The sequence below is a fragment of the Paenibacillus glycanilyticus genome, assembly GCF_030161375.1.
Classification (GTDB): domain Bacteria; phylum Bacillota; class Bacilli; order Paenibacillales; family Paenibacillaceae; genus Pristimantibacillus; species Pristimantibacillus glycanilyticus_B.
In genome coordinates this window covers 269,150-287,304 of the sequence record NZ_BSSQ01000004.1, presented here as the reverse complement: position 1 = coordinate 287,304, position 18,155 = coordinate 269,150, and the positions used below count along the sequence as shown (strand labels likewise).

13 protein-coding genes are annotated in these 18,155 nt (G+C 50.1%); 2 read left to right on the top strand and 11 right to left on the bottom strand.

The window, feature by feature from the left end:
- Positions 1–18 precede the first annotated feature (18 nt).
- From QQK89_RS05825 to QQK89_RS05780, 10 genes are all read right to left on the bottom strand, one after another.
- A complete protein-coding gene (locus QQK89_RS05825) occupies positions 19–1,440 on the bottom strand; it encodes an ABC transporter substrate-binding protein (RefSeq protein ID WP_284237543.1) in 1,422 nt (473 codons plus the stop codon).
- 140 nt (positions 1,441–1,580) lie between these two features.
- Entirely contained in the window at positions 1,581–2,423 is an 843-nt protein-coding gene (locus QQK89_RS05820) for a carbohydrate ABC transporter permease (RefSeq protein ID WP_284237542.1), read from the bottom strand.
- An 18-nt stretch (positions 2,424–2,441) separates the two neighbouring features.
- Positions 2,442–3,374 carry a carbohydrate ABC transporter permease gene (locus tag QQK89_RS05815; protein WP_284237541.1) on the bottom strand — a complete coding sequence of 311 codons (933 nt, stop codon included), beginning with the start codon at positions 3,372–3,374 and terminating at the stop codon, positions 2,442–2,444.
- Positions 3,375–3,913: 539 nt separating this feature from the next.
- Positions 3,914–4,954, bottom strand: coding sequence for a hypothetical protein (locus QQK89_RS05810; protein WP_284237540.1), 1,041 nt, complete (start codon positions 4,952–4,954; stop codon positions 3,914–3,916).
- A 21-nt stretch (positions 4,955–4,975) separates the two neighbouring features.
- Positions 4,976–5,842 (bottom strand): signal peptidase I, encoded by an 867-nt coding sequence (lepB, locus tag QQK89_RS05805; RefSeq protein WP_284237539.1) that lies wholly within the window; start codon positions 5,840–5,842, stop codon positions 4,976–4,978.
- A 58-nt stretch (positions 5,843–5,900) separates the two neighbouring features.
- Positions 5,901–6,146: a hypothetical protein gene (locus QQK89_RS05800; RefSeq protein ID WP_284237538.1), complete on the bottom strand. Its 246-nt coding sequence runs from the start codon at positions 6,144–6,146 to the stop codon at positions 5,901–5,903.
- Between the two features lie 15 nt (positions 6,147–6,161).
- Positions 6,162–6,686: a cyclase family protein gene (locus QQK89_RS05795; protein ID WP_284237537.1), complete on the bottom strand. Its 525-nt coding sequence runs from the start codon at positions 6,684–6,686 to the stop codon at positions 6,162–6,164.
- A 75-nt stretch (positions 6,687–6,761) separates the two neighbouring features.
- Positions 6,762–6,923, bottom strand: a complete 162-nt coding sequence (locus QQK89_RS05790) for a hypothetical protein (protein WP_284237536.1) — start codon at positions 6,921–6,923, stop codon at positions 6,762–6,764.
- A 117-nt stretch (positions 6,924–7,040) separates the two neighbouring features.
- The gene (locus tag QQK89_RS05785; protein ID WP_284237535.1) at positions 7,041–13,394 is read right to left on the bottom strand and encodes an S-layer homology domain-containing protein; all 6,354 of its coding nucleotides are present in this window, start codon (positions 13,392–13,394) and stop codon (positions 7,041–7,043) included.
- A gap of 129 nt (positions 13,395–13,523) precedes the next feature.
- Positions 13,524–14,897, bottom strand: a complete 1,374-nt coding sequence (locus QQK89_RS05780; RefSeq protein ID WP_284237534.1) for an MFS transporter — start codon at positions 14,895–14,897, stop codon at positions 13,524–13,526.
- Between the two features lie 147 nt (positions 14,898–15,044).
- On the opposite strand from QQK89_RS05780, the gene QQK89_RS05775 reads away from it, so the two are divergent.
- Both QQK89_RS05775 and QQK89_RS05770 read left to right on the top strand, forming a co-directional pair.
- The gene (locus QQK89_RS05775; protein WP_284237533.1) at positions 15,045–15,872 is read left to right on the top strand and encodes a helix-turn-helix transcriptional regulator; all 828 of its coding nucleotides are present in this window, start codon (positions 15,045–15,047) and stop codon (positions 15,870–15,872) included.
- A gap of 124 nt (positions 15,873–15,996) precedes the next feature.
- A complete protein-coding gene (locus tag QQK89_RS05770) occupies positions 15,997–16,470 on the top strand; it encodes a DUF2975 domain-containing protein (RefSeq protein ID WP_284237532.1) in 474 nt (157 codons plus the stop codon).
- Between the two features lie 51 nt (positions 16,471–16,521).
- Here the strand turns inward: QQK89_RS05770 and QQK89_RS05765 are convergent, their stop codons facing one another.
- Positions 16,522–18,150: a response regulator gene (locus QQK89_RS05765; protein ID WP_284237531.1), complete on the bottom strand. Its 1,629-nt coding sequence runs from the start codon at positions 18,148–18,150 to the stop codon at positions 16,522–16,524.
- Between the last annotated feature and the right edge of the window lie 5 nt (positions 18,151–18,155).

The window sequence follows — 18,155 nt, the reverse complement described above, 5'->3', positions numbered from 1 at the left end:
GTTATTCATTATACCGTATTATTTTTTGTTCGCCGCAATAATTTCGTCCACGCGTTTCTTCGCGTTCTCAACGGTCTTGTCGATGTCTTGGTTGCCAAGGATCAACTTCTCGTATTCTTCGTTAATCGCTTTGTATACTTCGGCTTGGTAGGAAGCCGGAGCAATAATTTCAGTCGCTTTCGAGTTCACAAGCGTGTTAACCAGGCTTTCTTTATCAACCAGCTCTGGGTTTTTCGTGCCGCTAAGAATCGTATCGATAATGCCGGCTACTTGATCGTTGCTTACGCCATTCCAAGCCGGAATGTTTTTGCCTTGCACGACTTGGCCTTCCGTTGTGTACCAACGAACGAATTTATAAGCTTCTTCCTTGTTTTTGGAGCTTTCCGATACCGCTACATAGTCGGTTGTTACCGGCGTAATGCCGGACTGGTCGCCAGGGTTGTTTTTCGGGAATGGCGCAACCGCTACGTGGAAGGTCAGAGGCAAAGTGTCCGTGCCGCCGATTTCCGTATTCATCCAAGAGCCGATCGTGAGCATGCTTGCCGATTGGTTAAAGAACTGGTTACGGTAAGCGAGCTTTTGCGAGATCATATCCGAATAAGGAACGGAGGACTTATCCTCTTTCTCCATTTTGACGCGAAGCTCAAGCGTTTTCTTGAAGTTAGGATCATCCAGGTTGGACGTGCCGTCTGCCTTCAGGAATTCGGAACCGGTAGGCTGGTTCTCCATCATCAGCTTCAGGTATTCCATCCAGCCGCCGTTTTGCGGACCATGGAAATAAGTACCGTAACGTTTCGTCGCGCCTTCGCCTTTCGTCAACTGTTTCGCATAGTCCGCGTATTCATCCCAAGTCCAGTCCGTCGGAACCGCAAGTCCCGCTTCGTCCAGATTGTCCTTGTTCAGAAGCACGTACCAAGGGTTGAATTTGCCTGGCAACGCGTAAACTTTGCCGTTCAGATGCGTGTCAACCTTGTAATCCTCTTCTACCTTGTAGCCGTCTTTCGCGAGGAAATCATCAAGCGGAGCAGCCATGCCAAGCGCTACGCGTTGCGCATAACCCGCCGGGTCGCTGAACATCAGGACGTCGATCTGCTCGCCGGACGCAACGGCCAAATCCAGCTTTTTCATCGATTCTTGCGTATCGCCTTTTTCGCTCAATTGCACAAGGTCCACGGTTACGTTCGGATTCTTCTCATGGTAAGCATCAAGCGTTGCTTTCCAGTTATAGGCTTGCTCCGTGCCGTAAGTGTAGAGTCGCAACTTTACCGGATCGCCGCCGGCACTGCCGCCTGCGTTCGAGCTTGCTTCCGTTGATGGCGCTGCGCTTCCATTGTTGCTTTTGCCATTGCTCGAATCATTGTTATTGGAGTTCCCGCAGCCCGCAAGTACCCCGGTAAGCAATAAACTAATCGCCAATCCCGATGCCCATCTCTTTTTCATTTCTAAATGCCCCTCTCGGAAATGTAAGGTTATAGGATGTTGATAGTTCTCATTATAGTGAGCGGCAATTCGGTAAGGATGAAACTATCTTTACCTAAATTGCAACAAATTCGACTTTCTTGCTAACGCTTTCATGATCACTACCCTTTAACCCCGCCAAGCGCAATCCCCTCGATCACGCTTTTTTGACCGATAATGAACACGATCAGAAGCGGCAGGATCGCCGATACGGCAGCAGCCATAATAAGCGAGTAGAATTCACCGCTAAGCGACGTGAACTTTTGCATGGCCAGCGGAATGGTGAACAAGCTGTCCGTCCGGAGGAAGATGAGCGGATTCTGGTAGTCGTTCCACGTCCAGATAAAGCGCAATATGGCGTATGTCGCAACCGCCGGCTTCACGAGCGGGAATGCGATGCTCCAGAAAATCCGGAAATGATTAGCCCCGTCTATTTTAGCAGATTCGATATACTCCTGGTGAATGCCCATGAAGAACTGCCGGAGCATAAAGGTGCCAAGTACGCTGAAGCTGCTAAGAATGATCAGACCCCAATGGCTGTCGAACAGTCCAATCTGGCGGTACAAAATAAACTGCGGGATGAGGATCGCTTGGCTCGGCACCATATACGTCGCTAGAACGATCAGGAACACAAAGTTGCTGCCTTTGAATTTGATCTTCGAGAAGCCGTAAGCGGCAAGGGATGAGAATAATGCCGAAATACAGGTCGTAATGACCGCGATCTTAACCGAATTAAGATAATATTTCCAGAACGGATAGTCTCCCACCCACACTTCCTTGTAATTCTCGATCGCATGCCAGTGGCGAGGAATCCATTCGATCGGATAAACAAAGACGTCCTTCTCGATCTTAAACGAGGTAACCAGCATCCAAATGAACGGAAGCAGGAACAAAATACTGACGGCAAACATGAGGACGGTGAGAACGCCTTTGCGCCAGTTGAAAGCAGTTTTGGATGTCTCCATGAGCGTAATCTCCTTCCGTTAGTAATTAACCCATTTTTTCTGCGCGAGCCATTGTCCGAATGTAATGGCCAAGACGAAAATAAACAACATAACCGCGATGGACGACGCATAACCCACTTTCAAATTAACAAAAGCCGTATCGTACAAATACCAAACCATAAGCGAGGTTGAGCCAATCGGCCCGCCTTGCGTCATTACGGCGATAATATCGAATACTTTAAACGTTGAGATGATGCCGGTAACAAGCAGGAAGAAAGAAGTTGGCGATAGCAGCGGGAACGTGATCCGCGCGAATTTGGTCCAGCCGTTCGCTCCGTCGATATCGGCCGCTTCATAAAGATCTTTCGGAATCGACTGCAAACCCGCAATGTAAATAATCATGTTGAAGCCAATGGAGGTCCAGACAACGATCATCATAATAGAGATAAGCGCAAACTTCGGATCCGCGATCCATTTCGGCGGATTGCTTACGCCAAGCGTATGCAGAATCTGGTTGATAGGGCCAAAGGACGGCTGGAACAAAACCTGCCATACGATCGCAACGGCAACGATACTGGAGATGTAAGGCATGAAGTAAGCAACCTTGAAGTAGCTTTTCAAATAAACATGTCGGTCAATGACGACGGCAAGCACCATCGAAATAATCATATAAATCGGTACCGCGAACAAGAAAATAAAGTTATTGCGCACGGAACGGATAAATTGATCATCGTGGAACAACTTCTTGAAGTTCCCGAAGCCGACCCAGTCGATCCCTTTCCAGCCCTGAACAAAGTTCCAATCGGCGAAGCTGAGCACGATTGTCGCAACAATCGGGAGCAGAACGAGAATACATACGCCAATGAGCATCGGACTGACGAACAGCCAGCCTGCAAGTGTCTCTCCGCTTTGCAGCGAGCGTACTTTGCGCGGCTTCTCCAGCTTGCCCATCACTTGTGGTGAAGTCTCCATATAAGCACCTCGAATTTCTTAGAATAGTAGGATGTTGTGAAGTTGTTTTTATTATAGATAATGAGGGGGCGCGGCCTATGCCGTTATTTTTACTTTTTTATGGTCAGAATTGACTTCTTGGTTTGATAGAAGGACTCGGGTCTGTGCTGCGGCTAGGCTATTTGGCTAAGCAATCTGCTAAGCATTTGGCTAAACCTTTGGCTTAGTATTTGGACAACCATCGGCTAGCCCTTTTGATAACCATCGGATAGCCCATCGGATAACCCTCGGTTAGCCTACTCCGGCTCTAACGAAACTGGAGAATCTTATTGCGAGAAAATCAGCAGTGTTTAGAACTCTAACGAAACCTCATCACGTTATTGCCTAATTTCTAGTCTTACCGAGGTGACCAATAGGGAATTAACGATATGACGTTTCGTTACAAAATAAAACGCTTCCCTATTGAACTCATAACGCTATGAGGTTTCGTTAGGAACAAAATAAGACTGTCCTGTCGTCAGCTTCACTGGCGATAGGACAGCCTATTGATTGCGGGAGTTCTATAACTCCCCCTTTAAATAATTGACCTCGATGAGATGTTCCATCTTCATCTCCAGCTTATCTCTCAAGTGATTATACTTATTCAATAAATCGAACTCGTCTTGGAGGTTCCTTGCGATCAATCCGATAATCGAATCGTCATGGTCACTGTTGCTCCACTCAAACAGCTCACGATAAATATCAAATATCGATTCATCATTGGTAGCCGCAAACCGTAATGGCTGATGTTGCAAGGTCAATTTGCATTCCAGCATCTCAGACAACACGGAGAGGCGATGGAATAGATCCCTCTTGGGGATCTGAGCGGATTTCAAATCTTCAATTAGCTCGCGGAACGTTAACTGAACATGCTGCATAGCCGCGTAAGACCAATTGCGCGTCCCCGTGCTTGTATCGTGGGCTTCCCAATTCTCGCTCCACAAAATATCCTTGATGACGTCTTTATAGTCGGGTCCATACAAGGCAATGCCAAGTATGATTCCAGCATTACAATCCGTTGATACTATGCTGTTTCCCCATTCAAATAACTTAGGCACCATCTCGTTGTTTGCCACTTTATAGCTTAATGCCGGGACAAACTCGTCAAATAGGCTTTTCCCGATTGAATTGTCTATGATGGTTCTAATTTGTTGTTCATAGCCATGACAAGGAAGATGCAGCAATCCTAATGCAGCGTCTTTTGAAAGGTGCCAATCCTCAGATGTTAAGAGCGATACGAGCGTTTCCGTGCATCCCGTATAACCGAGGTATCCCAGGACGTGAAGGATTTCACTCGGCATGTCTTCTTTTAGCTTATGCTGCTCTATAGCGAACTCATATAAATCTTCAGCTAGCTCTAAATCTCCATGCTTCATAATTGGTTCAAGCAGCAACGTCCTATTGTAATCCGCCGGTTCTTCCATAAACACTTGTAATAGTCCCCTTGCGTCTTCAAGCCCACCGTAATTGGCAATAACGGCTAGATAGGAACGTACAATACTGGAATCTAGTTCGGGATTGCAATGTATAATGTCTTTTAGTTTTTTAGTCGTTGCAAGCAATCTTGTTCCCTGCCTTAAATTTTAATCTTTATCCTGCTCGAAAATATTGCCTATTCGTTCAATCTTCATACCTTTTGCCCGTATAGGACTAGTACCAAAAAATTTCCCTGTGAGTTCATATTTCACGGTATCGCCGATTTGTAATGCTTGGATCTCCTCATGATGGTCCACAACGATCCATATCGCCTCCGGAAACGCGTCACCCATTATTTGATCCGTACGGCTAGCACGCAGCTCATTAGCAGTAATCTCTCTAACAATCGCAACTTCTTTATCTTCAATTCCGACAACGATCCCCTGCTCATAATCCCAAGCCTGTTTCGGACCTTCCCATCCCACGACTTTTCCTACAATTGTTGAACGGACAATCGGCCCTATCGTTTGACTGTCATGAAAGCTGCGCTGCCAATAATCCCCAAGCACAAAATATTGTCCCGCTTCTAATCCAACAGGTTGTCGCATCGAGGTCGGATGGTTCTCATATTGTTTATTCCCGCTGAACTCGCTGGCGTAAAACGCCTCAAGTTTCTTCGAGTTAATATAAATACGTCCGTCTTTCAAGTTCACTTCTTCCTCGGGCAAGCCTATAATTCTCCCATAATCGAGAGGAAAATCCGCATCGCCTGTCTTATATAACACGATGTCGCCACGAGCAACGTTTTGGTCCTTATAATAGGTTTTATCTACATACACATCATTGCCCATCGCTACTGGATTATAGGTCGTATTGTTCAACATGGAATCGGTATGTACGGCTAGCTTCTCCTGTGTAGCGCTAGGACTCTTTATGATCTCCAGTTTTTCTTGGGTTACGGTATCTTTTACCGTGTCTGCTGTACAACCGCTAGCGAGTAGGAGTGCCAATATACAAAATAATCGTCTTCCCATGTCCGATACCACCTTTCAGCAATCAAGAAAAAAGCAGCCGACCGGCTGCCTCTACCTTCTAATCCTTCATAAACGGCATGCTGCCTTTGTAATTGCAAACGGGACAAGTTGCAACACGCTCATTGATAACTCCCGTTTTGCGCGCAAAAGCAAATTCCTTCTTGGATAACTTGAATCGGCTGCGGCATGCGGGGCAGACAAAATGAGTCGTTTTGGTTCGAACATCGATGTATTTGTAGACCAACAAAAAGACCAAAGCCATTGGCACAACAATCTGAATGAGGATAAAGCTGTCTTGATTCATTTACTACCACCCCAATTAATCTTCGACTACCGCAACCGCTCTAACAGGGGATCCGTCTCCTCCGGCAATCCGCAACGGAAACCCGTAGAACATAAAATCCGTATAGGCAGGAAGCCGATCCAGCCCTTGCAGCCCCGTATAAGTGACAATGCCGATCCCGAGCAGCTCCCTCTCCAACGCTTCAGACAAGTCACCGCCAACAAATGGGGGCCGTAATGCCGCGATGCGATTGAAATAGGGTTCGTCGACGGATTCGATAAAAAATAATCCCCGGCCTTCCGGCCAAACCGGGTCCGAGACTCGTACGATGCGCGATTTGCCGAAGAATCGTTCCAATGGCAGTTCATCCAGCGTCGCTGCACCGTGGTGCATATGCGAGGGCGCATCCACATGCGTTCCGGTATGGCTTCCCATGGACAGTTGGCGCAATTCCCACGAATGGCTCTCATACGTATGCGCTACCCGGACTCTCACTTCCGGATCGCCAGGGTATACGGGCATTCCTTCGTCAATTGGCACCGACAAATCGTATATTTTCACTCCGGTACTTCCTTCCATAACTAAAATACAAATAAGTATCTATTGATACTCTCCCTGTTTGCGAAAGTTGCGACCTCACTTTTTACTCTTTTTAGAGGCCATCCAAAAGACCAGAATAACGGCCGGAATAAAAATGAACCAAGGGATGTGAATCGAACTTTGCGTAATAACCGCAATTACGAACAATCCTAACACGCCAAGGATGAGCCACAGGCAACCTCTGCCGAACGTTTCCATCTGTTTTTCCTACCTCCTCTTTCCTTCGCTTATAAATACGATTGTATGTTCCGCTTTTGTCCATTAATACAAAAAGCGACTGCGCATGACAGCACAGTCGCTTTCCTATTGCATACTCTACGAATTCATCAATTCTGCCGATACGAGCAGCCGCTTCAGAAGCGTTGCCGCTTCGGCGCGCGTCACGTTGCCTGTTGGCGCAAAAGACCCGTCCGGTTTGCCTTTCAGCAAGCCTGCGCCCGTCGCTTTTCCTACGGCATCGGATGCCCAGTCGGAGACCTTGCCAGCATCTTTATAGTTAAGATCCCCAGCTGCCAATTGACTGCCTGAAGCAAGCTCAAATGCTTTGACGGCCATGATGGCCATCTCTTCCCGGGTGACCTTATTGTTCGGACGGAAGCTTCCGTCCGCATAACCATTAATGATCCCTGCCCCGGACGCGATGCTTACCGTCTCCGCATACCAGCTGCCGACTGCCACATCCTTGAAGCTGCGGGCTTCATTCGCGGAGCGAATGCCCAGCGCGCGTACCAGCATCGCGGCAAACTCCGCGCGGGTAACGGCTTGCTCCGGCGCAAACGACTTCGCCGACACGCCGTTCAAGATCCCCTTCTTCGCGAGAAGCGCAATATCCGCTTGTGCCCAATGATTCGCGATATCGGCAAACGCACGATCCAGCTTCGCAGCCGTATAGATGCTGTTCCCCATGCTCTTGATGGTTAGAACGGTTTTGCCGTCTTTCACGGAGACAAGAGCAGGAACCGCGCTAAAACTTCCGGATGCCGGATCATAGACAAGGACGGTCATTTGATCCGCATCCTGGACACCGTCAAGCGTAATGGAACGTTCTACATAAGATCCGCCAAAAGCCGTAATCACGACGGTCCGGCTTCCGTCTTGAACCGTAATGCTGAAATCTAACGGATTGCCAACTGGCGTAATCCCTTGTTTGCTTGCATCCTGCTGCAGCTTGCTTGCCATATCCGCGCTTAGTTGCTGAACGCCAAATGTCCAGATCGCCGACGGATTTGCAAGGCTATTCGCTTGAAGCACCTGCTTCAGCAAATTTAGCGGGAAGCTGTAGCTGGCATTGCCTGCTTGAATAACTACGACCGCATTTGGATTTGCTAATGCGCTATCCAGCAAAGCCTGCACGCTGAAGGAAACTTTCCCTCCCGCAGCTGCCGAGCCTGCATCAACAATTACACTGCTGCTTGTTTTGACCGCTTCTTTTAAAGCTTTGTCGTTGTCTTCCGTTTTTGTGGAAGCCGTCATATTCGGGCCGGCATTATTGACGCCGGACCCGGAGCCGCTGCCGCCCGTCCCCGGATTCGTATCCGGCTTCTTCAGGCTGGCAAATCCTTTGCCCTGTTCTTCAAAAGCGAATTGCGCATTGGTATCGTTCACGACGGAGATCCGCTCGCCCCGTACAATCACGTTGTCTACGATTGCTGAGCCCTTCACGTTTGGCGTGACTTCAACGCCGTTTGTGCCTGCGCCGTCGATGACGATATTCTCGATCGTGACGCCACTCACCTTATAATCGCCATGAACGATTAATCCGGCATACGTGCTATCTAGCACCGTGTTATTGCGCACGATCACATTGCCGCTGAAATCCTTGTCGCTAGCAAATAGCCAGATCGCTCCAAGATTTACGCCGTAGCCCGTATCAAAGCTGCCCGTGCGGATAAGCGTATTGCGTTCTACAACGGTCGTACCGCTGAACGGTACCGGATTAAACCGCGTCGATACGGCAAGACCCGCGCCGTTTGTAATCGTATCCTTCGCGATATTATCCGTCATCTTATTGTCCTTGCCGCCGAATATAACCATATTGTCGGCCAGCCACGGCAGCGATACGGTATTAAACCGCGCCGTATTATTGACGCTTGCCACCCCTTCAGCCGACCACATCGCAATGCCGTCATCGCCCGGATAACGAATATCGCTTTGCTCCATCAAGCTGTTGCTCGTACCCACGCAGAAGTTGATGCCGTCCGCCATCAGATTGCGGAGCCGAAGACCAATCATGTGCAGACTGTCGGTGAAGCCGGTGCTGCCTTTAAGTCGGGTCAGCCACAGACCGGTCTTGGAATGCTCCACCCACACATTCTGTATGACGGAGCCCGGGCCAAACTCGCCTTCAAAACCATGCGTGCTTGCTTCGTCGTCACGGACATTCAAATCGCCGTCGACCAGCAGATCGTATACGCCGATTGTGCCGCCTTGACCGATAAATCGGGCGCCAAGCAGCGTCGTATACCACATGCCCGCTCCGCGGATGGATATGTCGCTTATATTCACGACGCTTTCGCGGAATTCGAATGTGCCTTCCGGAATCCAGACGCCAGTACCCGCTTCTTTCGCTGCCGCCATCGCGGCCTGAAGTGCGGCGGTATCGTCTTGACCGTCATTAGCCGTTGCCCCATAACCCGTAATGGACAAGAACCCGTCCGGCTTCGCAAGCGGACCATCCACCTGCTCCATATCGGCCAAATCAATGACATAATAGTCTGCTGTGCTATCCGCGTCCTTCTCGAGTCTAATCGTTGCGCCAGCCGGTACATCGCCGATCAAGGCATGGATCTCGTCAAAAAAGCGGTGCGCGCTGCCCTGCTTCGGATCATTGGACCATGGATAGCTGCCATATTCCCAGGCGTATTTAGAAGTTAAATTCAACTTCTGCTTAAACTCGCCGTTTACGTATAAACCAAGCGTTTCCTGTAAGCCGCTGCCATCCGCGCTATCCGGAATGGCGTAACGAAGCACGATTGAATTTGCCGGCTGCGTCAACGTAAACTCCACGTATTCGCCAGTCTCATCAAGCGAAACCGCTTGTCTGCCGGAAGCTTCGGACGCCATTTCGCGGTATGCTCTAGACGGACCGATAAGGGTTCCCGTCGTGTCGGCATGTTCAGCCTCATACGTGGTATACCCCACTGTCGCACCGCGATAGTCGAGATTGACATCGTTAAGCAACGTAAGCGAATCAACCGAGAGGATAGCGGAACTATTATTTTGAACCGTTACCGTGTTGACGCCTGCGCGAAGATCCAGTTGAATTTCCGCAGACTTCCAAGTTTCGGTTGCCGCCGTAAGTGTCGCCGATTCGGCATCCATTCCATTCACCGATACGCCTACCGACCCAGAGTCGGAAGACAAATACCGGATGGTAGCCCGATACGTCCCCGCTTCCTGCGCATGCACAACAAATCGCACAAGCTCATCCGAGGAGCTGAATCCGTTCAAGTATCCCGTTCCCGTATAGCCGGATACGGAATCTGCCGTCGCAACAGCCATGCTATGGAAAGCATTTTCCGCTTCATAAACGACAATACCCGCTACCGGGTTGAACAGCCATGCTGCCGGATTAGCCAAACCTTCCTCTCCATAATGAAGTCCTGTATTGTCGGCATAAAGCGCTCCTTGTTTCGAAGCGTTCACTAGAATGAACCGTCCAAGCCGTTCTTCCATCGTCCATTGCTCGGCATCCGTAATCGAGTTGCTGTTCTTGAGCTTCAGATCAGCTGACAGCAGCTTGCCGGTTGCGCGGTTCTTGATCAGCTTGCGGCCGTTATAATCCTGCAGCAGCCACTGAGCGGAAGGTTGACCAGAAGCCGATGCGCCGCTTAGCGCAGCCGCTCCCGACGATGCGTTTAACGCTTTGCCGCCTGATGTGATCGTAATGTAATTGGTATCATCAAAAATCGGAGTTGACGTTACTTCGTTCCGGTCCTCGCCCATCTCCGGAGCCGTAAAAGCTTCCGGCGCGCTTACGACGTTCCATTGCAGCGTGCCGTAGGACGCCGGGAACAATCCGCGCTCCGCATAACCCGCTCCGTTCTGCACGTTGATATATTCATCCTCGTAACCGTCTAACAAGCTATGGATTAAATAGGCGGAGCCTTGAGGTTCTACGGACCAGCTGTCCGCTGCCGCGCTGCTCTCCTGCTTTGGTCCGGTCGTAATGTACCGGTAGTCGCCGGTAACCATCATGTAGTCCCCGGTTACCCGGTTGCGGATTCGAGTCTGTCCGTTCTCCGTTTCGAGCAGCCAATGGGAGTACCCGTTATTGTCCGCTATATTACCGTACAGGACAATTCCGCCATGATTCTCATAGAGGAACTGACCGGTTGCAGCGTTCTTCAGCCGAATTGGGGTTGCAGGAAGCGGCGCTTCCGGCAGTGCAATCTTTTCCAGCGCGAATTGGCCTTCATCATTGCTAGCTACTAGTTTACTTACCTTCGTGTAACCCGCATCATTACCGCTTGCGGCATATACGTAATGTCCTGCCCATGCGCTTTTGATGTTTACGTATCCGGCATTTGCACTATCCTGCAAATACCATTTGGCGCTGCCCCATTGCGGATAGATGCTTTCCGCAACAAGCTTGAAGTCCGGCGCATCCTGCTCGACCGTTCCGCCAACGCCTTCCATAGACAAATAATGGCCGGTTCCCTGGTTTTTCAGCCGTACGGATCCAACGCCGTCTCCCGCATCTTCCGGGAACCAGATGGAATCTGCATCCGACGCGGCAACGTCGCCGTATTTCACTTTTCCTTTGTCTGGGCCGTCTGCCGTTACCTCATACAAGTATTGATTGTTCAGTTTGTTCTTAATCCGAATGTTGCTTGGGGTATCCGCAGGCACATTCACAAACCGCCAGCGCGGGCTACCCCAATTCGGATTAATGATGCCGTACTCGGCGTATTTCGTAAGGTTTTGCAGATTGATATATTTCTGCGCGCCAGCCGTATCATTCACATCTAGCACATTATGAATCAGCCTGGAGCCGCCGCCTTTGTCTTCAATGACCCATACCGCGCTTTTCCAATCCTCCTCCACATCCGTAACCTTGATGCGTCCATCCGTGATGTTCTGGAGATTGACGTAATGGCCGGTCTCCCGGTTCTTAATCCGCTTGCGGCCTTGGAACCGTTCAATCAGCCATTGATCACGCTGATCGTCATTTCTTATGTTGCCGTATTTCAAATCGCCATTTGTATCTTCATACCAATACATCGACTGCCAGTCATTCATGATCCGAACATATTGCGGGGAACCGTCCGTCGATGCGGAAGGATCCGCAAACAGCCACTGCGCGGGATTCGTGTCAGGGTCGAGCTGTCCAGCCTGAGCCGAACTTGCCCCCTCGGCCGCATTCACGTATTCATCCGGCCTTGCAGCGCTTTGAATCGTTTTGTAATCGTCATAAATGTTGGAATTATCGATTGTCCACTGGTAGGTGGCATCCATAGCGGAGCCATTATCGGCTTGAAGCGGATCTGTCGGCGCGCTAGCGCTGCCGTTATGCACGTAATGGCCGGTCGACAGATTGCGAATCAGCGTATTGCCGTCATAGTCCTCCAAGATCCACAAGTAACTCGGATCCGCCGAATTGACGGTGCCGTATTGGACAATGCCGTTACTCTCGTGCAAATACAAAGCTGCCGCCGGATCATCCGCATACCCGGCAATGCGGACCGGCTGTACATCGGATGCAAGCTCCAGCCTCCACTCCGAACTGCCCCAAGTGATATCCGCCCAGTCATTGGCGCGAACGTTCGTATCATCCGGAAACTGGGTGTTCAGCACATAAGGCTTCGCCGGAGCTTGCGGACTGCTCGCATTCGTGAAGGTGACAAAACCTGCTGTTGCGGCATCCGCCATTAGCCACTCGCTTTTTACGCCGTCCGCCGCGCCAGCCTTCAACTGCATCCACGCTTCCGCTTGCTGCGTTATATAATGGCCGGTGGCACGGTTGCGCAGCAATACGCCAGAGGATGCTCCGTCATGCATTGCGGTCTCAAGGAACCAATGCGAAGCGGTATCCGTCACGGCCGCATCGCCAAACTTCACAAAGCCATCTTTGTCTTCATACAAATATTTGCCCGCTTTGAACTGGTTCGCGATTCTAACGGGAACGCCAGCGGGATCCACCGGTTCAAGCGCCCATTGCGGACTTTCGAACGTAATGTTAATATCGCCGCTCACTTCGGCGAACCCAAGCTGGTCCTCCTGGTGGATCACCAGATTCGCTGCCGGCGCGCCCGCATTCTTAATGACAACATAACCGGGACGGCTGGACTCCTCGATCATCCACTGGTCATTTGCCGTGCTTTCGGTGATGCTTCGGCTGTACAACGCATCGCCGCGCTTCGCCGTTTCGGCCATCGTCACATAGTGGCCGGTAGCGCGGTTTTTAATCCGCTTTACGCCATTGCTTTCTTCAATAAGCCATTGCGAGAACGTATTGTCCATTGCCGTATTTCCATATCGGACAACGCCGTCCGAGCCTTCGTACAAATAGTTGCTTTTCCATTTGTTCTTAATCCGTACATAGTTGTCTGACCCGCTGCTAACGGAGCTGACTGCTTCGTTGCCCTGATCCGCCGCATAGACCGGAAATGCGGTGAACAACAGCAGCAGCGCCATTAAAGCAGACAACATGGTCTTGCTTCGTGCCATTCCTACTCCCCCTTAATTCCTGTTCAAGAGTTAGTTGCATCTCCCATCTTAGAATGTAAGGGTTTACAGGACGAGGTGTATTATTGGGAATATTAGGTGTTATATTAAGATACTTGCCAGTTGCGCTCATCATCCGCTCATTTTTTTGCCAATAAGAGCCAGGGAGAGCAAAGCCCCGCCGAACAAAATAACAGTAATGATACCAAGCGAGAGATGCATGCCGGAGATAAACGAATCACTGCCGCTGATCACCGCCCCCAGAAGAGCAACTCCGAGAATGGATCCCATCTGGCGGCTTGCATTTACAGCTCCGGTGACGGCACCCGTCTCATTTTTTGCGATCGAGGACATCACCGCCGACATCAGCGAAGGAATGGTTAAAGATATCCCGAAGCCGATTAGTAGCATGCCTATACACGTCCAGACATAAGAGGTAGTCAGATCGATCCGCGATAGAATCACAGTTCCTCCTGCCCCTAGGCTAAAACCGGCTGCCATTGGCAAGCGGGCTCCGATTCTGCTTACGATTTTACCGGTAACAATGGGATTAAAAGCTAGAGGCAGCATCATCGGCAGTAGAGATAGACCGGAAGAATGGGCCGACAATCCTTGCATCTGCTGAAAAAACAAAGGCAAAACAAACAATACGCCAGACAAGCCGAGATTAATGACTAAGCCCGCAACCAACCCCGCAGATACGGTCGTATTGCCAAACAAACGCAATGGGAACAACGGCGAGGTCCCTTTTGCTTCAATGATAACAAACAGCAGCATCCCCAAGAAAGCCAAAGCAAATGCTCCAATAATCCTTGATGAATCCCAGCCAAACCTTTCGCCCTCCATCAGACCATAGGATACAGCAGCAATGGCAATCATTGCGGCAAGCTGACCGGCTAAGTCGAAACCTTTCTGCACGGTGCGCTCTGTTTCCCATGCGTAAATCCAAGTCAGAAGTAGACTAATCGCGGCAATTGGAACATTCAGAAGAAAAATGCTCCGCCATCCAAGGGAATCCGTCAATAGTCCGCCAATTACAGGACCGGATGCCATCGCCGCGCCGGTGACCGCCGTCCAAATGCCAAGTGCCTTAGCCCGCTCAGCCGGCTCAGGATAGGAATGGGCCATAAGCGCAAGCGAAGCTGGCAACAGTGCGGCTCCCCCAATTCCTAGTAGCGCGCGCAAGACGATTAACGCGCCTATCGACGCCGCGGTTGCCGATATGGCAGACGCGACAAGGAATAGGATCAGACCGCCGATATATACGCGTTTCGCGCCTAATCTGTCCGCAAACACCCCCATCGACAACAGCAATCCGGCAAATACAATCGTATAAGCATTTACTACCCATTGAAGATCAAGGAGACCGCCGCCAAGATCAGCATGAATGGCGGGCAGCGCAACGCTAACAACCGTCATATCCAGCAGCACCATGAAATAACCAAGCGAAAGTCCAAGCAGAAGCATACTCTTTCGGCCGGATGTGATTGGCAAAGCTTTTTCCATTTGCATTCTCCACCTTTAATTGTCATTTCGGATTCTTGGTAGAGTGTATAATGGATTAGAAACGAGATTAAGAGGAGAGCTTATCCTAGGAGTATTTCTCCTACGATAGACATCCGATATTGGGAAAAAGAAAGTAGGTACTGACTCATGGATGATTCGGTGAGATTAAGGGAGCTTGCGGAATTCCTGACGTCGAGGCGAGCCAGGCTGTCACCGGAGCAGGCTGGACTAATAGCAAGCGGCCGCCGGCGAACGCCTGGCTTAAGACGCGGGGAAGTAGCATCGCTGGCAGGAGTAAGCGTAGATTGGTATACATGGCTGGAGCAAGCCCGTCCCATTCAGGTTTCCGCGCAAGTACTCGACAGCATCAGCCGCGCGCTTCAGCTAGATCCGGACGAACGGAAACATTTGTATCTGCTTGCCCTCCAGCAAATACCCGCCGAACAGTCGCACGTCCTGAATGATGTCAGCGGGACTTTGCAAAACTTCCTTGATCTTCAAGGTTCAAGCCCCGCTTTTATAACGGATCAACGACTGATTATAAGAGCATGGAATAAAGCGGCAAACCTCATTTACGGCCCATTCGAACGGATGTCGGAACGTGAACGCAACACGGTATGGAGATCCTTCCAAATGCCTGAAGTCAGAGAGCTGCTGCGCGAGAACTGGGAGAAACATGCCAGACACCGGCTAGCCCAATTCCGTGCGGGTTACGCTAAGTTTCCCGGCGACTCTTGGTGGATGGAGTTGATCAGCGAGCTGCAGCAGACAAGCGTGGAATTTCGGGAATGGTGGCCTCAGCATGACGTGCTGAACGGTCCCGAAGGAAAAAAGATCAATTATCACCCGTCAGCGGGCAGATTAGAGTTCAATCAGCTTTCATTTATTGTGTCTGACTCTCCGCAATACACCGTCACCATTAATATGCCGGCCGATGAACAAACAACTTCCAAGATCGAGCAGCTGCTACATTAGATATAGACCATAGATGCCCCTCTCCAAAACAAAAATAATATATTTCAATTCAATCGAAATATATTGTAAAACGATAAACAACATCATATAATAGCATTGACATCTGCCAAAGAGGGGTAAAAGGATGAAACATGCTTCTGTTCTTTTCTTACAACTGACGGTCTTTCTAATGGGCTTGCCGGCACTAGCGGCATGCGTAATTGGGGTGATCGGATTATTACAAAACAACCCAGATCAATTTCCCGGCAAAATGCATCCAACCGACATCGGATTTTTTGTTGCCGTCATTCCCTATTTCATTGCCTTGTTCCAGGCTTATAGGCTGCTTGGGTATATCGATAAAAGCATTGCCTTCTCCGAACTGTCCGTTCAGGCTCTTAAGAAAATTAAAATCTGCGGCTACAGCATCAGCCTAATATTCCTCGTTATGGAGCCGGTATTGTACGTTGAAGCTATGCAGGAAGATGCGCCCGGCCTTATCGTGCTCGGCCTCGCCGTCGTGTTTGCTTCCTTTATTATTGCCGTGTTCGCGGCTTTGCTGGCCCGATTACTGCATAATGCCATTCAATTGCAATCGGAGAATGATCTCACGGTTTGAAATAAAAAACAGGCTGTTGAGAGCTCTCAACAGCCTGACTGCATATCCACTCTATAATCTCACCGACCGGGCTTGTTCCCGATAATCGTTTGGCGCGAGACCGGTAACGCTTTTGAATACCCGGTTGAAATGACGAATATTTCCAAATCCGGTGCTTTCGGCAATGATCGTCACCTTCTCGTTCGAGGAAGCCAGACGTTTCTTCGCATCATTAATCCGCAAATCCGTCCAATATTCCACAAGCGAAGTACCCGTCCGCTGCTTGAACAACGTTGATAAATACGCCGGGTTCAAGTACACCTGCTCTGCTACCTGCGTCAGCGATAGCGGCTCCTGATAATGTTGGTTCACATATCGGATGACCTTATCGATCGGATCCTGCTCTGCCTTCCGCTGGCCATCCGCCGTACATTCGGCAAGTTTGCCCAAATAGCCGCAGCAGCAATCGATTAGCTCCGTCCGGGAGTTCAAGGAGCAAATTTCGAGCAGTACCGCTTGAATCGTCCGCTCTCCTAGCCAGTTTTGCGTAATCCTCAGCTTTTCCGCTTCCTCGTAGCCATGAATCAACAGCTTGCAGATTTGCTGATGGATCACTTCGGGACTTTTTGCTTGCGAACATAATCCCGTGATAAAGGCCGCGGCATATTGCTTGGTCTGCTCCGGCTTCCCTTCCCGAATCGACGACTCAAGCAGTTCAAGCGGCAGTTCAAGCAAAGAGCTCCATGGGAGCTCAGCATTACTCTCTTTAATTCTTTCATAACTGATAACCCGGTCGCCGCCTACGATTAACCGGTGCAGCTGGGCGATCTTCGCTTCTTGGAACGATTGCGGGATCTGCTTGATACAGCCAACCGTCCGCCCAAGTCCAATCGTTACCGTTAATCTCGACAAAGAGATCATCCGCCTGCGGATCGTCTCCGACAGTTCGAATAACGGATCTCCCGCCTGCGGCCGGTCGGCCAGATTCACGAGCGCCACAACTTCCGTCTCGGACAAAATAAACGAAAACCCTTTCGCCCGTTGATCCAGCAGTTCCTGCACAATCTGTTGGATATAGAGCTGGAACAAGCTTGGATCCGCTTTATCGTAACGTTCCTGGTCCAGCGTATCCTTGTCCAGTTTAATGATCATGCAAGCAAAACTTGGCTCCTGGAAAGTAACGCCAATCCGCGAAAGCAACGCCAGATCGCTCTCGTTGACATATCCTTTAAGGAGTCCTGCCACAAGATGCTCGCTCACGTGCTGGCGGATCATCCGGGCATCCGCCGGTTCATCCGTGTATAACTCCGTAGTTGGCTGCGGCTTCACCGCGAGCTCCGCCTCCAGCTTCCCAAGCGTCTTGAACAACTCTTCCCGCTCCACGGGCTTCATCAGATAATCCCGTACGCCATGCCGCAGCGATTGCTGCAAATAAGTAAATTCATCAAAACCGCTAAGCACGATGACAAGCAGCTTCGGATAACGCTCCTTCGCGATTTGGATCAACTGCAGCCCGTCCATCTTGGGCATCCGGATATCCGTCAGAAGCACGTCGGGCTTCAGATTCTCCACCATTTCCAAAGCTTCGTATCCGTCTTTGGCTTCACCAGCCACCTGCCAGCTGCCGGAAGAGGACTCGATGATTTTACGCAGTCCCCTGCGGAATATCGCCTCATCATCAACGATTAGAATGCTCGGCATACTCT

Coding starts and splice junctions, on each gene's coding strand:
- QQK89_RS05825 (WP_284237543.1), bottom strand. CDS start 1,440: ATGAAAAAGAGATGGGCATCGGGATTGGCGATTAGTTTATTGCTTACC.
- QQK89_RS05820 (WP_284237542.1), bottom strand. CDS start 2,423: ATGGAGACATCCAAAACTGCTTTCAACTGGCGCAAAGGCGTTCTCACC.
- QQK89_RS05815 (WP_284237541.1), bottom strand. CDS start 3,374: ATGGAGACTTCACCACAAGTGATGGGCAAGCTGGAGAAGCCGCGCAAA.
- lepB (WP_284237539.1), bottom strand. CDS start 5,842: ATGGGAAGACGATTATTTTGTATATTGGCACTCCTACTCGCTAGCGGT.
- QQK89_RS05800 (WP_284237538.1), bottom strand. CDS start 6,146: ATGAATCAAGACAGCTTTATCCTCATTCAGATTGTTGTGCCAATGGCT.
- QQK89_RS05790 (WP_284237536.1), bottom strand. CDS start 6,923: ATGGAAACGTTCGGCAGAGGTTGCCTGTGGCTCATCCTTGGCGTGTTA.
- QQK89_RS05785 (WP_284237535.1), bottom strand. CDS start 13,394: ATGGCACGAAGCAAGACCATGTTGTCTGCTTTAATGGCGCTGCTGCTG.
- QQK89_RS05780 (WP_284237534.1), bottom strand. CDS start 14,897: ATGGAAAAAGCTTTGCCAATCACATCCGGCCGAAAGAGTATGCTTCTG.
- QQK89_RS05775 (WP_284237533.1), top strand. CDS start 15,045: ATGGATGATTCGGTGAGATTAAGGGAGCTTGCGGAATTCCTGACGTCG.
- QQK89_RS05770 (WP_284237532.1), top strand. CDS start 15,997: ATGAAACATGCTTCTGTTCTTTTCTTACAACTGACGGTCTTTCTAATG.
- QQK89_RS05765 (WP_284237531.1), bottom strand. CDS start 18,150: ATGCCGAGCATTCTAATCGTTGATGATGAGGCGATATTCCGCAGGGGA.